Origin of the sequence: Deinococcus marmoris DSM 12784, assembly GCF_000701405.1 — a bacterium.
Lineage (GTDB): Bacteria > Deinococcota > Deinococci > Deinococcales > Deinococcaceae > Deinococcus > Deinococcus marmoris.
Genome location: NZ_JNIV01000064.1, coordinates 1 through 14,115, shown reverse-complemented (window position 1 = coordinate 14,115; position 14,115 = coordinate 1). Strand labels below are relative to the sequence as shown.

13 protein-coding genes are annotated in these 14,115 nt (G+C 67.6%); 8 read left to right on the top strand and 5 right to left on the bottom strand.

The features are described 5' to 3' along the window. Positions 1-9: 9 nt before the first annotated feature. Positions 10-1,035, bottom strand: coding sequence for a LysR family transcriptional regulator (locus Q319_RS0114930; protein ID WP_081846076.1), 1,026 nt, complete (start codon positions 1,033-1,035; stop codon positions 10-12). Positions 1,036-1,175: 140 nt separating this feature from the next. Between Q319_RS0114930 and Q319_RS0114925 the strand changes: the two genes are divergently transcribed. Beyond that, entirely contained in the window at positions 1,176-1,475 is a 300-nt protein-coding gene (locus tag Q319_RS0114925) for a hypothetical protein (protein ID WP_051655423.1), read from the top strand. 136 nt (positions 1,476-1,611) lie between these two features. Here the strand turns inward: Q319_RS0114925 and Q319_RS0114920 are convergent, their stop codons facing one another. After that, positions 1,612-2,532, bottom strand: coding sequence for a transglutaminase-like domain-containing protein (locus tag Q319_RS0114920; protein ID WP_245619274.1), 921 nt, complete (start codon positions 2,530-2,532; stop codon positions 1,612-1,614). A gap of 73 nt (positions 2,533-2,605) precedes the next feature. Between Q319_RS0114920 and Q319_RS0114915 the strand changes: the two genes are divergently transcribed. Then, positions 2,606-4,675 carry a thioredoxin domain-containing protein gene (locus Q319_RS0114915; protein ID WP_051655422.1) on the top strand — a complete coding sequence of 690 codons (2,070 nt, stop codon included), beginning with the start codon at positions 2,606-2,608 and terminating at the stop codon, positions 4,673-4,675. A gap of 99 nt (positions 4,676-4,774) precedes the next feature. Here Q319_RS0114915 and rpiA read toward each other — a convergent pair whose 3' ends face one another. Together rpiA and prxQ are read right to left on the bottom strand one after the other, a co-directional pair. Next, the gene (rpiA, locus tag Q319_RS0114910; RefSeq protein WP_029483273.1) at positions 4,775-5,473 is read right to left on the bottom strand and encodes a ribose 5-phosphate isomerase A; all 699 of its coding nucleotides are present in this window, start codon (positions 5,471-5,473) and stop codon (positions 4,775-4,777) included. Next, positions 5,466-5,987 carry a thioredoxin-dependent peroxiredoxin PrxQ gene (gene prxQ / locus Q319_RS0114905; protein ID WP_029483272.1) on the bottom strand — a complete coding sequence of 174 codons (522 nt, stop codon included), beginning with the start codon at positions 5,985-5,987 and terminating at the stop codon, positions 5,466-5,468. Before prxQ ends, rpiA begins: the two co-directional genes overlap by 8 nt. Before the next feature lie 169 nt (positions 5,988-6,156). Between prxQ and deoC the strand changes: the two genes are divergently transcribed. The 6 genes from deoC to Q319_RS0114875 all read left to right on the top strand — a co-directional run bounded on the left by deoC (position 6,157) and on the right by Q319_RS0114875 (position 12,457). Further along, on the top strand, positions 6,157-6,819 hold the full coding sequence (gene deoC / locus Q319_RS0114900; protein WP_029483271.1) for a deoxyribose-phosphate aldolase: 663 nt from the start codon (positions 6,157-6,159) through the stop codon (positions 6,817-6,819). After that, positions 6,819-7,424 (top strand): Maf family nucleotide pyrophosphatase, encoded by a 606-nt coding sequence (locus Q319_RS0114895; RefSeq protein ID WP_029483270.1) that lies wholly within the window; start codon positions 6,819-6,821, stop codon positions 7,422-7,424. The genes deoC and Q319_RS0114895 overlap by 1 nt, the downstream gene beginning before the upstream one ends. Next, positions 7,421-8,203 (top strand): rod shape-determining protein MreC, encoded by a 783-nt coding sequence (gene mreC, locus Q319_RS0114890; RefSeq protein ID WP_029483269.1) that lies wholly within the window; start codon positions 7,421-7,423, stop codon positions 8,201-8,203. Before Q319_RS0114895 ends, mreC begins: the two co-directional genes overlap by 4 nt. A 31-nt stretch (positions 8,204-8,234) precedes the next feature. Beyond that, entirely contained in the window at positions 8,235-8,849 is a 615-nt protein-coding gene (locus Q319_RS0114885) for a hypothetical protein (RefSeq protein WP_081846075.1), read from the top strand. A 58-nt stretch (positions 8,850-8,907) separates the two neighbouring features. Then, entirely contained in the window at positions 8,908-10,998 is a 2,091-nt protein-coding gene (locus Q319_RS0114880) for a peptidoglycan D,D-transpeptidase FtsI family protein (protein ID WP_051655421.1), read from the top strand. Positions 10,999-11,080: 82 nt separating this feature from the next. After that, positions 11,081-12,457: an MBL fold metallo-hydrolase gene (locus Q319_RS0114875; RefSeq protein WP_029483266.1), complete on the top strand. Its 1,377-nt coding sequence runs from the start codon at positions 11,081-11,083 to the stop codon at positions 12,455-12,457. Here the strand turns inward: Q319_RS0114875 and Q319_RS0114870 are convergent. Beyond that, on the bottom strand, positions 12,454-13,890 hold the full coding sequence (locus Q319_RS0114870) for a mercuric reductase (RefSeq protein WP_051655420.1): 1,437 nt from the start codon (positions 13,888-13,890) through the stop codon (positions 12,454-12,456). The two genes, Q319_RS0114875 and Q319_RS0114870, sit on opposite strands and share 4 nt — an antisense overlap. Between the last annotated feature and the right edge of the window lie 225 nt (positions 13,891-14,115).

Below are 14,115 nucleotides of genomic sequence, written 5' to 3'. Positions count from 1 at the left end.
CCAAGTCGTTCACTTCACGTCTGGCACCCGCCCTGCACTTTCCCGCGTCCGCCCGGACTGGACCATTGTTGTCAATGGTTTCATCGGGGTTGGGCTGGTTTGGTCTGCGGGCATTGCCCACGCCCCCAGCGATTCCACCAGCGCCGCCGTGAAAGCCCGGATCAGCGGCAATCCGGCCCGGTGCGGCATCGCGGCCACCACCAGCGGGCGGGTCAGGGCTTCGGGCAGGGGCAGGGTCACCAGTCCGTCCGGCACGGGCAGCAGCGCCAGCCGGGGCATCAGCGTGATGCCCAGACCGTGGCGCACCATGCCCAGCGTCACGCTGTCCTGTTCGAAGGTGGTGGCCCCGGAGGTCTCGACGCCCAGGCGGCCCAGATACGTCTCGATGCGCTGGAAGCACGCGTCCCCCCTGGGCGAGAGCAGCAGCGGCGAATCCACCAGTTCCTGCACCGTCACCGGCTGCGTACCGCGCGACTCCGGGGCGATGAACAGGTAATCGTCCAGCAGCAGCGGCGTCAGGCGCAGGTCCGCCGCCGAGTCGCCCTCGATGAGTGCCAGATCGGCCTGCCCGCCCCGGACCAGATGTTCCCCGGTTCCGGCCCGGTCCCCGTCCAGCAGCCGCACCCTCACCGCCGGGTGCTGCCGCCGGAAGGCCACCAGCACCGGGGGCAGCAGGTGGGTGGCCGCCGAGCGGAAGGACGAGACCCGCAACACGCCCGACAGTGCGCCGTCGTCCTGCGCGGCCAGCAGCACGTCCCCGGCGGCCTGCACGGCGGCGCGGGCGTGGGTCACGGCGCGCAGTCCGGCAGGGGTGGGGACGGTGCCTCTGGCGCTGCGGCGCAGCAGCGGACGGTCCGTCAGGTCTTCCAGTTTGCCCACCGCCTCGCTCAGCGACGACTGCGAGACGTTCAGTTCCGCCGCCGCCTCGCCGAAGCCGCCCGCGTCCACCACGGCGATCAGCGCCCGGAGCTGCGCCAGCGTGGGCTGCGCGTGGCTGGGCTGAGCATGGCTGGATGGGGGCTTGGACCGGGTCATGTTCCATTGTAGTCCACGGGTCAGTTCCCGCCCCCTAGCGGGCCTTATCGGGAAAACCGATGACCCATGCCTTTCGTGTGGCGCGGAACCGATGTCCAGAAATGGCGGCAAGGAGCAAGCTACGTGCAGGAGAACCAGACATGACACTCAACACCCATTCCGCGCCCACCTTCCGCCACTCTCAGACACACGCTCCCCAGCCCATGCGTCCGGCCACCCCGTCCGGCGTCCTGCTGCTGGAAGCGGTTATGCCTGTGGCAGAACAGACCCTGCCTGCCCTGCCCGGCTGGGAACTGCACATGTGGCCTGTGGCGCGGCTGGGCGACGTGACCCTGGAAGCGCGGCCCCTGCGCCCCGAACTCGGCCCGGATGACCTGCGTGCTGCCCTCCAGAACGTGGGCTGGACACCGCTGGGACGCATGTGGGCGCAGCGCAATTGAGTCCGGGAGCCTTGGTCCCGACTGTCCGTCTCCCCCCGGAGAGGGCTTTTTAGTTGATCTTCCCGGTCACTCCGTCCAATCCACGACAAAAGCGGGACGCAGCTTCATTCAGTGCGTCCCGCAATTGATTCCGCCGCTAGAAAATCCGGGGATTGGGTTCGATGTCCAGCGTGTTCTCAAAATCTGTCTCGTCGGCCCAGACCTTCATGTGGGTCAGGCTGGCGCTGCCGAAGGTGGTGGAAAAGGCCACGTCGCTGGCGTCGCGGCCCTGCGCGATCAGCACGCGGCCCACGCGCGGCTTGTTGTGGCGGGCATCGAAGGTGCGCCACTGGCCGTCCAGGTAAGCCTCAAACCACGCGTGGAAGTCCATCGGCACGGGGTCCGGCACGATGTCGATGTCGGGCATGTAGCCGCAGACGTAGCGGGCGGGGATGTTCAGCGCCCGGCAGAAGGCCACGCCCATGTGCGCGAAGTCCCGGCAGACGGCCTTGCGGCTGTCCAGCGCCTGCTTGGCCGACGTGGAGCTGTTGGAGCCGTAGCCGTAGGCGCACTCGTCGAACAGGAAGTCGCTGATGGCCTGCACCTGCGCCCAGCCCCCGGTGATGTGCCCGAAACGGTCCCACGCCTCGGGGCTGATCATGTCGCTGTCCACGTAACGGCTGGGCAGCAGATACTGGATGGTCTCGTCGGGCAGGTGTTCCACCATCGTCTTTTTCAGGTGCGGCAGGATCGGATCGGGGTTGCGCGTGATCTCCGCGATCAGGTCGTGCCCGATGGTGAAGGTGCCGGGCTGCGCCACCGTTCGCCAGACCACGTTGCCGTGGCCGTCGTTGTAGGTGTGGATGCCCGAGGCCGCGCCCAGGGGCCGGGAATCGATGATGCGCTGGCGGGTGCCGGTGGGCTGGAGGCGGTCACTGGGCTGCACCACGAACAGCATCGGGGTGGGGTAGGGCACCTCGAAGGTCAGTGAGAACCCGGCCCGGACCCGCACGGGACGTTCGAGGACGGCGCTGTTTGTGGTTCCGGCGGTCATGGAGGCGCTGCCTTGCTGTGTCATTCACTTCAGTCTGAGGCTTTTTTGAAAACTGAATGTGTGAAGTCTACTCAGTGAGGGGGGTTAGGCTGCACCCATGAACCGCCTTGCCGACGAGTCCAGTCCGTATCTGCGCCAGCATGCCGACAATCCGGTGGACTGGCAGCCCTGGGGCGCAGAAGCCTTTGCCGAGGCGCGCGTGCGCGGCGTGCCGCTGCTGCTGTCGGTGGGCTATTCCACCTGCCACTGGTGCCACGTCATGGCCCACGAGAGCTTCGAGGACACGGCGACGGCAGCCTTCATGAATGAGCATTTCGTGAACGTGAAGGTGGACCGTGAGGAACGCCCCGACGTGGACGCCGTGTACATGGCCGCCACCCAGGCCATGACCGGGCAGGGCGGCTGGCCCATGACCGTGTTCCTGACCCCGGAAGCCGAGCCGTTTTACGCCGGAACCTATTTCCCGCCGCGCGACGGCCAGGGCATGCCCAGCTTCATGCGGGTGATGACGGGCGTGGTCAACGCCTGGACCGGGGACCGCGACAAGATAGTCGCCAACGCCCAGGCCCTCAGCGCCCACGTCCGCGAGGCCAGCCAGCCGCGCCCGTCGGAGGGGGACCTGCCCGCCGACTTTCTGGAGCGGGGGGTTTCTAACCTGCGCCGGGTGTATGACGGCGTGCAGGGCGGTTTCGGCGGCGCACCCAAATTCCCCGCCCCCACCACCCTCGATTTCCTGCTCACCCGTGCCGATGGCCGCAGCATGGCGCTGAATACCCTGCGTCAGATGGGGCGCGGCGGCATCTCCGATCAACTGGGCGGCGGTTTTCACCGCTACAGCGTGGACGCGCAGTGGCGCGTGCCGCACTTCGAGAAGATGCTGTATGACAACGCCCAACTGGCCCGCACTTTGCTGCGCGCGTATGGGGTCAGCGGCGACGCCGAATTCGCCCGACTGGCCCGCGAGACCCTCGCCTACCTGGAACGCGAGATGCTGCACGGGGACGGCGGCTTTTTCAGCGCCCAGGACGCCGATACGGGGGGCGTGGAGGGTCTGACCTTCACCTGGACGCCCGACGAGGTTCGTGCCGTGCTGGGCGACGGCGAGGATGCCACACTGGCCATGCAGAATCTGGGCATTACCGATGAAGGCAACTTCCTGGACCCTCACCGTCCCGAATTCGGGCGGCGTTCGGTGCCGTTCGTGGCCACCCCGCTGGCCGATCTGGCCGCCCTGCACGCCGATAGCGAGGAACGCACCCGGATGCGGCTGGAGGGGCTGAAGAACCGCCTGCACGCCGCCCGCCAGACCCGCGATCAGCCCGGCACCGACGACAAGGTGCTGACCTCCTGGAATGGGCTGGCACTGGCCGCCTTCGCGGACGCGGCGCGCATCTTGCAGGAGCCGCACTATTTAGAGATCGCCCGCCGCAACGCCGACTTTATCCATACCGAATTGCGCCTGCCCGACGGCACCCTGCGCCACACCTGGGGCGGCGGTCAGGCGAAGGTGGAGGGCCTGCTGGAAGATCATGCGCTGTACGGTCTGGGTCTCGTCTCACTCTTCCAGGCGGGCGGCGACATCGCCCATCTGGAGTGGGCGCGAGAGCTGTGGGAGATTGTTCAGCGCAATTTCTGGAACGAGGATGCGGGTGTGTTCATGTCCTCCGGCGGACGGGCCGAGACGTTGCTGACCCGTCAGGCTCCCGGTTTCGACAGCGCGGTTTTAAGCGACAACGCGGCGGCGGCGCTGCTGGCGCTGTGGATGGACCGTTATTTTGCCCTGCCCGGCGCTGAGGAACTGGCCCGCCGCACCGTCCAGAGTTTCCGCACCGACATGCTGGCCGCCAGTGGGGGCTTCGGCGGGTTGTGGCAGGCGGCAGCGTTCCTGGCCGCCCCGCATTCCGAAGTCGTCATCATCGGCACGCCGGAAGAAAGGCGGGAGCTGGAGGCGGTGGCCGCCGGAATTCCCTTGCCCTTCACGGCGCTGGCGTTTGCGGAGGCGGGCGGGGAATTGCCCGTTTTACAGGACCGTCCGGGCGGCGGGCTGGGGTACGTCTGCCGCAACCGGAGTTGCGAATTGCCCACACGAGATGCCGCGCAGTTCCGGCGGCAACTGGAGGAACTGGCAAAAGGGGCCTCTTCACAGGACTCGATTGAGAGCGTCTGACACAAAAGGCGCGCCGTCCTGAGTGAAGCTGGAGTGTCTGGGAATGCTCTCTGAAACGCCTTGGCCTCCCTCAGTCCGGCGGCTCTCCCGGCAAATGCTCTAGCGGGTCAGTTCGCGCACCCCGTCCGGCGAGGCCACGAACGCCCGCTCGGCCATGCCCAGGAACAGGCCAGTCTCCACCACGCCCAGCGTGCCCTTGAGTTGCCGTTCCAGCGCGGCGACATCACCGCCCACCGCCAGTTGCGCGTCGTAGATGTAATTGCCGTTGTCGGTCACGTAGGGCTGCGCGCCGGGCTGCCTCAGCCTTCCACCGGGGACGATCTGCCGCAGCCGCTCGACGGTACTCAGGAAGCCGAAGCGGGCAATTTCGATGGGCAGTGGAGATTTCTCGCCAATCTGAGTCACGATCTTGCTGTGGTCCGCGATGATGATCAGCCGCCGCGCCTGAATCTCGGTCAGCTTCTCGCGCAATAGTGCGCCGCCCAGCCCCTTAATCAGGTCCAGATTGGGGGCGATCTCGTCCGCGCCGTCGATGGCAATGTCCAGCGGGCGGGGATCGAGGGCTTCCACGGTGATGCCCACCTCGCGCGCCAGAACGTCGCTCGCCTCGCTGGTAGCCACCCCTACGATGCGGGTCAATTCCCCGTTCTGCACTCTGCGCCCGATTTCCTCGATGGCGTACTTGGCGGTGCTGCCGGTGCCCAGGCCCACGCGCATCCCGCTCTCGATCAGGGCGACGGCACGCAATGCCGCCTCCTTCTTCAGCGGCTCCAGGTCAACCGTGCGGGGGTCAGGCATTCTTGCTCTGGTCCTTTTCAATCGCCGCCGCCACCGCGTCCGCGTGGCCGTCCACCGATACGGCCAGCCAGCTTTTCACCAGTTTGCCGTCCGGGCCGATCAGGAAGGTCTGGCGCTTGATGCCCTCGGTAACCTTGCCGTACATGTTCTTGGGGCCGTAGGAGCCGATGCTTTTCAGGTACGCGGCGTCCGGGTCACTGAGCAGTGGAAAGGGGAGGCTGTGCTTCTCGGCAAACTGGGTGTGACTGCTCGCGTCGTCCGCGCTGACGCCCACGATGGCCGCGCCCAGCGCCTTAAGCGGCGCGCTGTCACGGAAATCGCACGCCTCTTTGGTGCAGCCGGGGGTGTCGTCCTTGGGATAGACGTACAGCACCAGATACTTGCCCGCGTAGTCGTTCAGGCCGTGCGACTGGCCGGAGGCGTCGTCGAGGGTGAAAGCCGGGAAGGGCTGCCCGGACTGGGGAACGTTGGACTGTGGGACGCCGGATTGAGGGACGGAAGCGGAGTCTGTCATGCGCTCAGGGTAACGCGGGGGCGGCTCCGCCTGCGCCCGATGGCTGGACGCTGGGTTCCTCGGCTTGTTTCGGAGGGGATGAGTAATTCTCTTCGCCTCCCCGCAGGCGCCGCGCCAGATTGCCACCGTTTCCTGCACTTCTCAGCGCCGCCGCCCGTATGCTGGGGGTGTGAAGCTCGCTCCCTACATTGACCACACCCTGCTGAAAGCCACCGCGACATCTGCCGATATCTCCAGGCTGTGTCAGGAGGCCCGCGACAACGCCTTCTATGCCGTGTGCGTCAATCCCGTGTACGTGGCCCAGGCCCGCGCCGAACTGGAGGGCAGCGCCGTGAAAATCGCCACCGTCTGCGGTTTTCCACTGGGGGCCGTCACGTCCGGCCAGAAAGCCGTGGAGGCCCGCCTGAGCGTGGAGGAGGGCGCGGACGAGGTGGACATGGTGATCCACATCGGTGCGGCGCTGGCCGGGGACTGGGACACGGTGCAGGCCGATGTGAAGGCGGTGCGGCAGGCCATCCCTGACCACGTTCTGAAGGTCATTATCGAAACCTGTTACCTGAACGACGAGCAGAAGCGCGGCGCGACGGAAGCGGCTGTAGCGGGCGGTGCGGATTTCGTCAAGACCAGCACCGGCTTCGGCACTGGCGGCGCGACGCTGGAGGATGTGAAGCTGATGCGTGACGTGATCGCGGGCCGCGCGAAGATCAAGGCAGCGGGCGGGGTTCGCAGCGCGGAGGACGCCCACGCCATGATCGAGGCCGGGGCAGACCGTCTGGGCACCTCGGGCGGCGTGGCCCTGGTGGCAGGCGAGCAGAGCGGCGAGGGCTATTGATGGCAGCTCAATTCCCTGAAGTTGTCCTCGCATCTGGCAGCCCGAGACGGCGCGAACTGCTGACCCTGCTGGGCGTGGAATTCCGCGTGCAGGTCAGTGGTGAGGACGAGGACAGCTTGGAGACCGATCCGCATAAATTGGCCGCCGAACTGGCCGCCCTGAAGGGCCGCAGCGTGGCGGCCCTCAATCCAAATGCACTGGTGATCGCCGCCGATACGGTGGTGGCCGTGGACGGTGTGCTGCTCGCCAAGCCCGCCGACGCTGCCGAGAACGCAGAATTCCTGCGCCAGCTCTCAGGCCGCATCCATCAGGTCTTCACCGGGGTTTCTGTATTCATGGGCGGCAACGAGCGCACAGAAGTCGCCCGCACCGACGTGACCTTTCGCACCCTGTCTGACGCCGAGATCGACTACTACGCCCAGTCGGGTGAGGGGCTGGACAAGGCGGGCGGCTACGGCGTGCAGGGGCTGGGGCAGGCGCTGGTGTCGCGGATCGAGGGTGAATTCTCCAACGTGGTGGGCTTTCCCATGTCGGTGGTCATCCGGCTGCTGCGCGGACATGGCGTCTCTGTCTGGGGCGCGGTTCAGGAGGCTGCTCCGGCGTGACGGGCGTGCGTCCGTTGTGGCTGGTCTTTGCGGGGCTGCTGCTGCTGAGCATGGTCCTGACCCGCTTTCAGGTGGTGCCGCCCACAGCGCTGCGTTCGGTCACCGCGCCCGTGTCGCAGGTGGGCGTCGTGGTGGCCGACAACCTGCGCCGCGCCGTGACCACGGTGACGCAGCAGCGTGACCTGCGCGCCGAGGTCACCCGGTTGCAACAGCAAAACGACGTGCTGCGTCAGCGCAACGAACTGCTGACCCGCGAGGCCAATCGCCTGAAGCAACTGGACCTGATCACCCGCACGCAGGCCCCCAACGCGGTGGGCATCGCGCAGGTGATCGCGGTGGACCCCAGCCCGCTGCTGTCAAGATTGACCCTCAACCGGGGCACGCGCGACGGCGTGCGGGTGCGGATGCCGGTCACGGTGCCAGGGGGGCTGGTGGGGCAGATCACCGGGGTCAGCGCGCGGCAGGCCACGGTGGTTTCACTGGTGGACCCCGAAAGCACCGTGGGCGTCACGCTTCAGGGGGGTGGCGGCGGGCGCGGGCTGGCCCACGGCGTTCCCCCGGACCGCCTGCGCGCCGAATTCTCGCGGGGCGTGCCGATCAAGGCTGGAGACGTCTTGGTGACCTCCAGTCTGGGCGGCGTCTATCCGGTGGGCGTGCGGGTGGGTAAGGTGGAAAGGGTGCTGCCGCTGGGGCCGAACGACGTGAACCGCTCGGTGATTGTTAAGCCCGCCGTGGACCTGGGCGTGGTGGAAGACGTGACCATTCTGGAGGGGCTGTGATGTCTGAAGACGCTGCGATGTCCGGTCTGAGATGCTGAGTCGGCGCGGACTGGGCAGGCGGGGTAGCGGACGCCTGGGCAGCGGCGGCCTGGGCCGGGGCGGTCTCGGCCCGCGCGCTAGCCTGCCGCAACGCGGGCCAGCACGGGTTTTCCGGGCGGTGTTCTACGCCGCGCTGCTGATCGCCGTGCAGGGTCTGCTGTCACGGCTGGCGGATTCGGCGGGTATTGCTCCCCCGGACCTGTTTCTGCTGACCGCCGTGGCGCTGGCGTGGCGCATGGTTCCGGCGTGGGCGTTGCTGGCCGCCTACGGCGTCGGGCTGGGGCAGGACCTGCTGGGCGGCGGCGTGCTGGGCCTGCACGCGGCGGGGTTGGCCGGGGCCGTGCTGCTGGTGCTGCTGATTCGCCGCTACGTCGCCGATTCCGGCCCGGTGCAGATCGTGCTGAGCGTGATCGTCGCGGTGGCGGGCGAGTGGCTGACCTTCGCGGCGCTGGCCTACTGGCTGCGCTCGGACCTGATCACGGTGAACCTGCTGCTGACCACGGTTCCCAGTCTGCTGCTGGGTACACTGCTGGCATATCCACTGTGGGAATGGGCCGTGAGCTGGGGCATCGGCCCCCGCCCCGGCCCGCAGGAGAAACTGGCGTGAGGGGAGGAATTGTGGGGAATGCGTTTAACTTGAGGAGAGACCGCTCAGCGGCGTCCCCATGAGCCGCGCCGAGAATCCCCTGCACCGTCCTGATCGGCGGCACGAACGGCTGAAGCGTGAGCGCAAGCGGGCTGCGCCGAAGGCCGACAAATCTGGCGGCAGCAAGTCTGGGGCCATCGGCAACGGGGCTGGACGGGTGGGCTGGGTGGCCCTGGCCTTCAGCGTGGGACTGCTGGGGCTGGGCGCGCGGCTGTACAACTTGCAGATCACGCAGCACAGCCAGTACGCGGTGCAGTCGGCCAGCAACTTCCAGCGCGACGAGGTCATCCGTGCCCTGCGCGGCGAGATCCGCACCCGCGACGGCCTGCTGCTGGCCACCAACCGGCTGGCTGTCGATCTGGTCTACACCGGGCGCAGGGCGGCGGACCGGGGCGAGGCCATTGCCGCCTGGGACAAGATCGTGTATCTGGCCGGAATCAAACCCGACGCCTTGGAGGACGGCAAGCCCCGCGAACCGGATTTCAGGAAGGAAACCGAGACCGTGCTGGCCCGCAACGTGTCGCAGGACCGGCTGGCCGCCCTGTACGAGTACACCGTCCTGATCCCCAGCCTGGAACTGCGCGAGCGCGTCGAGCGCATCTACCCCGAGGGCAAGATGGCCGCGCACCTGCTGGGTTATGTGCAGGAGGCCAATGACCGTCAGGTGAAAGAGGATGGCTACACCGTGGGCGATCTGGTGGGCCGTTCTGGCCTGGAATACAGCCTGCAAAAGACGCTGGAGGGCAAGAACGGCGTGCTGCGGCGCGAGGTCACGGCCACTGGGCGGCCCCTGACCGAACGCGTGATCGATCCGGGTCAGCGCGGGCAGGATGTCGTGCTGACCATCGACTCCCGCCTGCAACGCGCCGCTGAGGACGCCCTGCGCGCGGGGCTGGCCGACGTGAACGAGGGCCGCAGGAAATACGGCATGCCCCCCGAACCCTTCACGCGCGGGGCGGTGATCGCCATCGATCCGCGCACCAATCAGGTGCTGGCGATGGCCTCCAGCCCGGCCTACGATCCCAACTGGTTCTCACGGGTGCCCAGCCCGGACCCGGCGGCCAAGAACTGGGCGATTGACCCGAACCGCAAGGACGCCGCGCTGGACGCCGTGACCAGCAACCGCGTGGTGCAGGCGTACAATCCCGGTAGCGTCTTCAAGATCGCCACCACCCTGATGTACGTGGAGCGCTGGGGCAACTTCTCGCTGTCCTGCGCGCCCGCGTACTATTTTGGGCGGGCGCGCTTCAACAACTGGTCCCCCACCAATCTGGGGGTGGTGGATGGGCGCAAGGCCATCGCCTTCTCGTGCAACCCGTGGTACTACGACTCGGCAGTGCGCGCCACGCCAGAGAAGTACTCGCGCCAGCTCAAATCCCGCCTGACCGAACTGGGGTACAACCGCCCCACCGGGCTGGAAATCGTGGGAGAGAAGACCGGCACCTTGACCGACATCGACGATTACAACACCCCCCAGTCGCCGTGGTATCCGGGGTCCGGCCTGAACATGAGCATCGGCCAGGGCGACGTGCTGGTCACGCCCGCGCAACTGATCAAGGTGCTGTCTACCGTGATCAACGAGGGTCAGGAGCGCCCGCTGACCGTGATCCAGGCGGAAGGCGGCAAGGCCCCCGTGCGCCCCGCGCCCACCAGCGTGATTCGGAACGGCAACAGGGACGTCTTCAAGTTCGTCAAGGAGGGCATGGACTGGACGGTGGGCATCCGGGGCGGCACGGCCAGCACCAAGCTGGGCACCAGCCTGTTTCCAGTGGCCACGGCGGGCAAGACCGGCACCGCCGAGAACGGCATCAGCGCCCGCCCCGACAAGGGCTACGCCTATACCCACGCGTGGTACGAGGGCTACGGCCCGGTGGGGGACCCCACCTTTGCCGTGGTGTCCTTTTTCCAGAACGGCGGCGAGGGCTACGGCCCCGGCATCAACGCGGTCAAGCGCATGTTCGCCGCGCGCTGGTGCGTGAATCTGGACGAGCGCCTGAGCGCCCTGCCGCTGGCCGATCAGCAACCCTGTCTGGGCGAACTGGACCACATGCGCGAGGTCTACAAGATTCGCGCCGAGCGGGAAGCGGCGAGTGGGGCAGGGCAGCCGTAACCGGTCCTCCCATCCGCTGCCCGCACCAGGGCGTTAACCTGAGCGTCCACACAACCCGCCGCCATTCCCCGGGAGGTCCGCCATGTACTTCAAGCGCTTCTACGACACCGATCTGGCGCAGGCGTCCTACCTGCTGGGCTGCCAGAAAACCGGCGAATGTCTGGTCATCGATCCGGTGCGCGACATCCAGAGGTATCTGGACGAGGCCGGGGCGCAGCGCCTGAGCATCACCCACGTCACTGAGACACACATCCACGCCGATTACCTGAGCGGGAGCTGCGAACTGGCCGCTGCGACGGGCGCGCAGTTGCTGCTCTCGGCGGAAGGCGGGGCCGACTGGCAGTACGGATTTGACCACCATCCCCTGCACCACGGCGACAGCTTCGAGATCGGCAACATTAAAATCGAGGTCCGGCACACGCCCGGCCACACCCCGGAAAGCCTCTCGTTCGTGGTCACAGATTTGCCGCGCGGCGACCTGCCCGTGTTGCTGCTCAGCGGCGATTTCGTGTTTGTGGGCGACGTGGGCCGCCCCGATCTGCTGGATTCGGTGGCGGGCGGCACCGACACCCGTTTTGAAGGGGCGCGGCAGATGTTCGCCTCGCTGCGGGATAGGTTTCTGAGTCTGCCGGACCACGTTCAGGTCTGGCCCGCGCACGGCTCCGGCAGCGCGTGCGGCAAGGCGCTGGGCGCGGTTCCGGGAACCACGGTGGGTTACGAGCGGGCGCTGGCGTGGTGGTCCCCATTCGTGCAGAGCGGCGACGAGAAAGCGTTCACCGACGAACTGCTGAGCGGCCAGCCCGACGCACCCGCGTACTACGCCCGCATGAAGCGGCAGAACAGGGAAGGTCCGGCACTGCTGGGGACGGTGGAGCCTCTGCCAGAGCTGAGCGCCGCCGAGGCTATCTCTCGCCTGAAAGGTGGCGCACGCCTGATCGATACCCGCCCCCGCGCCGAGTACCAGCGGGCCGCGCCCGTGAACAGCCTGCATCTGCCGGACAGCAACACCCTGGAAACCTGGGCGGGCTGGCTGCTGGACCCGGAGCGTGACTACGTGCTGCTGGCTCCCGCTAGACACGCCGAGGCGCTGCGCCGCCGCCTGTGGATGGTGGGCGTGGACCGGGTGACCGGATTTCTTGTGTCTGCCGATGGTCTGCCTGCTGAACCGGCCCAACCGTTCCCCGCTGCCGAGCTGCCCCAGCACGCCGACGCCCTGATTCTGGATGTCCGCAGCAGGAATGAACACGCGCAGGGGGCCATTCCCGGCAGCCGCCAGCTCCACGCGGGCCGCCTGCCCGTCGCCCTGGATGCGCTGCCCCGTGACCGCGAGATCGTCGTCCACTGCCAGAGTGGAGCGCGCAGCGCCGCCGCTGCCAGCCTGCTGCGCGCCGAGGGCTTCAGGGTGTCCGAACTGGCCGGGGGCTACGAGGCGTGGGCGGCAGGACAGCCCCGCGTTTAGCCGTTTTCTTCCTTACCCGACAGCGTTTCCGGCTTACTCATAAACAGGTTGTTAATCGACTCGCACAGCGTCGGGTGGGCCAGCGTGGCGTTGCGGAGGTCCGCGCTGCTCAGGCCGCCCATCATCGCCAGTTGCAGGGCGCTCATGACCTCGCCGCCCTCCTGGCCCAGCACGGTGGCCCCCAGCAGCAGATCGGTGGCGTCGTCCACCACGGCGCGCATCAGCCCCGCCGTCTCGCCAGTCTCGATGGCGCGGGCCACGCTGGACATGGGCAGAGTGTAGATGCGGGTGGGGCGGCCCAGTTTTCGCGCGCCCTGACGGTCCAGCCCCACGCGCCCCAGTTGCGGATCGGTGAACAGCGTGTACGGCACGGGCCGCTTGTGGAAGTCGCGCCCCTTGCCGTGCAGCAGGGCGTCGCGCACGATGCGGAAATCGTCATAGGAGATGTGGGTGAAGGCGGGGCCACCCTTGATGTCGCCCAGCGCGTACACGTTCTCGGCGGCCCGCAGGTGCTGGTCCACCACAATCTCGCCGTGCTTGCCCAGCTTCGCGCCCGTCGCCTCCACGTTCAACCCATCGGTGTTGGGCGTGCGCCCCACGGCCACCAGCAGATGTGAGCCGCTCAGCGTCTGTGTCTCGCTGCCCTGCCGAATCTCCAGCTTGATCTCGTCGCCCTCCCGCCGGGTCTGGACGGCCTCCGCGCCCAGCAAAAAGGTCACGCCCTCGTCCTCCAGCACCTTTTGCAGCGCGGCGGCCACGTCCTCATCCTCATGCGGCAGCAGGCGCTCGCCGGTTTCCACCACGGTCACGCGGCTGCCCAGGCGGGCGTACAGTTGCGCGAATTCCAGGCTGATGTAGCCGCCGCCCAGGATCAGCAGGTGGGCGGGCAGCTCGCGCAGCAGCAGAATGTCGCGCGAGGTCATCGCGCCCACGTCGCGCACGCCCGGCAACTCCGGCCAGCGCGGACTGGCCCCGGCGTTGATGAACACGTAGTCGGCGCTGAGCTGCTGCGTACCGCCGCCGTTCAGCGTGACCTCCACCTGCCGCACGCCCGTAAAGTGGGCCTGACCGTCCAGCAGTTCCACCCCGGCTTTCAGCACGCCGGCGCGGCTGCCCTCGCGGAAGTCCTTGACGATGCCCTGCACGCGGTCCACGATGGCGTTCAGGTCCACCTGCACCGGCCCGGCACTCACGCCCAGCGCCCCGGAGGTGCGGGCCACATGCGCGGCGCGGGCGCTGGCGATCATGGCCTTGGTGGGGGTGCAGCCCTCGTTGACGCAGGTGCCGCCCACATGCTCGCGCTCGATCAGCGTGACCTGCCAGCCCGCCTTTGCCAGCGCCCCGGCCAGCGGCCCGCCTGCCTGCCCCGCGCCGATAACCAGCGCTGTGGTGGCTGGGGAAGAGGGACTGGAAGACTTGTCGGTATGGGTCATGGAAGCTCCTTGTGGGCTGCGGCGGGATGAGGCCGGGCCAGTGGGCTTACGTCAGCGGGCCTGAAAACGTTCAAAGTGCCTGCACGCAGAGGAAGCGGTGCGTCTGGAATGTTTCGCACGTCACGGGCTGATACGGACTCCGATTAGAAGGTGTTGAAAACACCTGCAATCCGAGCGGAGCGAGAAGGAGAAAAACGGGTTCCGGGCGTGAAGTGTAGAGATCGG

Coding starts and splice junctions, on each gene's coding strand:
- Q319_RS0114930 (WP_081846076.1), bottom strand. CDS start 1,035: ATGACCCGGTCCAAGCCCCCATCCAGCCATGCTCAGCCCAGCCACGCG.
- Q319_RS0114925 (WP_051655423.1), top strand. CDS start 1,176: ATGACACTCAACACCCATTCCGCGCCCACCTTCCGCCACTCTCAGACA.
- Q319_RS0114920 (WP_245619274.1), bottom strand. CDS start 2,532: ATGACACAGCAAGGCAGCGCCTCCATGACCGCCGGAACCACAAACAGC.
- Q319_RS0114915 (WP_051655422.1), top strand. CDS start 2,606: ATGAACCGCCTTGCCGACGAGTCCAGTCCGTATCTGCGCCAGCATGCC.
- rpiA (WP_029483273.1), bottom strand. CDS start 5,473: ATGCCTGACCCCCGCACGGTTGACCTGGAGCCGCTGAAGAAGGAGGCG.
- prxQ (WP_029483272.1), bottom strand. CDS start 5,987: ATGACAGACTCCGCTTCCGTCCCTCAATCCGGCGTCCCACAGTCCAAC.
- Q319_RS0114895 (WP_029483270.1), top strand. CDS start 6,819: ATGGCAGCTCAATTCCCTGAAGTTGTCCTCGCATCTGGCAGCCCGAGA.
- Q319_RS0114885 (WP_081846075.1), top strand. CDS start 8,235: ATGCTGAGTCGGCGCGGACTGGGCAGGCGGGGTAGCGGACGCCTGGGC.
- Q319_RS0114880 (WP_051655421.1), top strand. CDS start 8,908: ATGAGCCGCGCCGAGAATCCCCTGCACCGTCCTGATCGGCGGCACGAA.
- Q319_RS0114875 (WP_029483266.1), top strand. CDS start 11,081: ATGTACTTCAAGCGCTTCTACGACACCGATCTGGCGCAGGCGTCCTAC.
- Q319_RS0114870 (WP_051655420.1), bottom strand. CDS start 13,890: ATGACCCATACCGACAAGTCTTCCAGTCCCTCTTCCCCAGCCACCACA.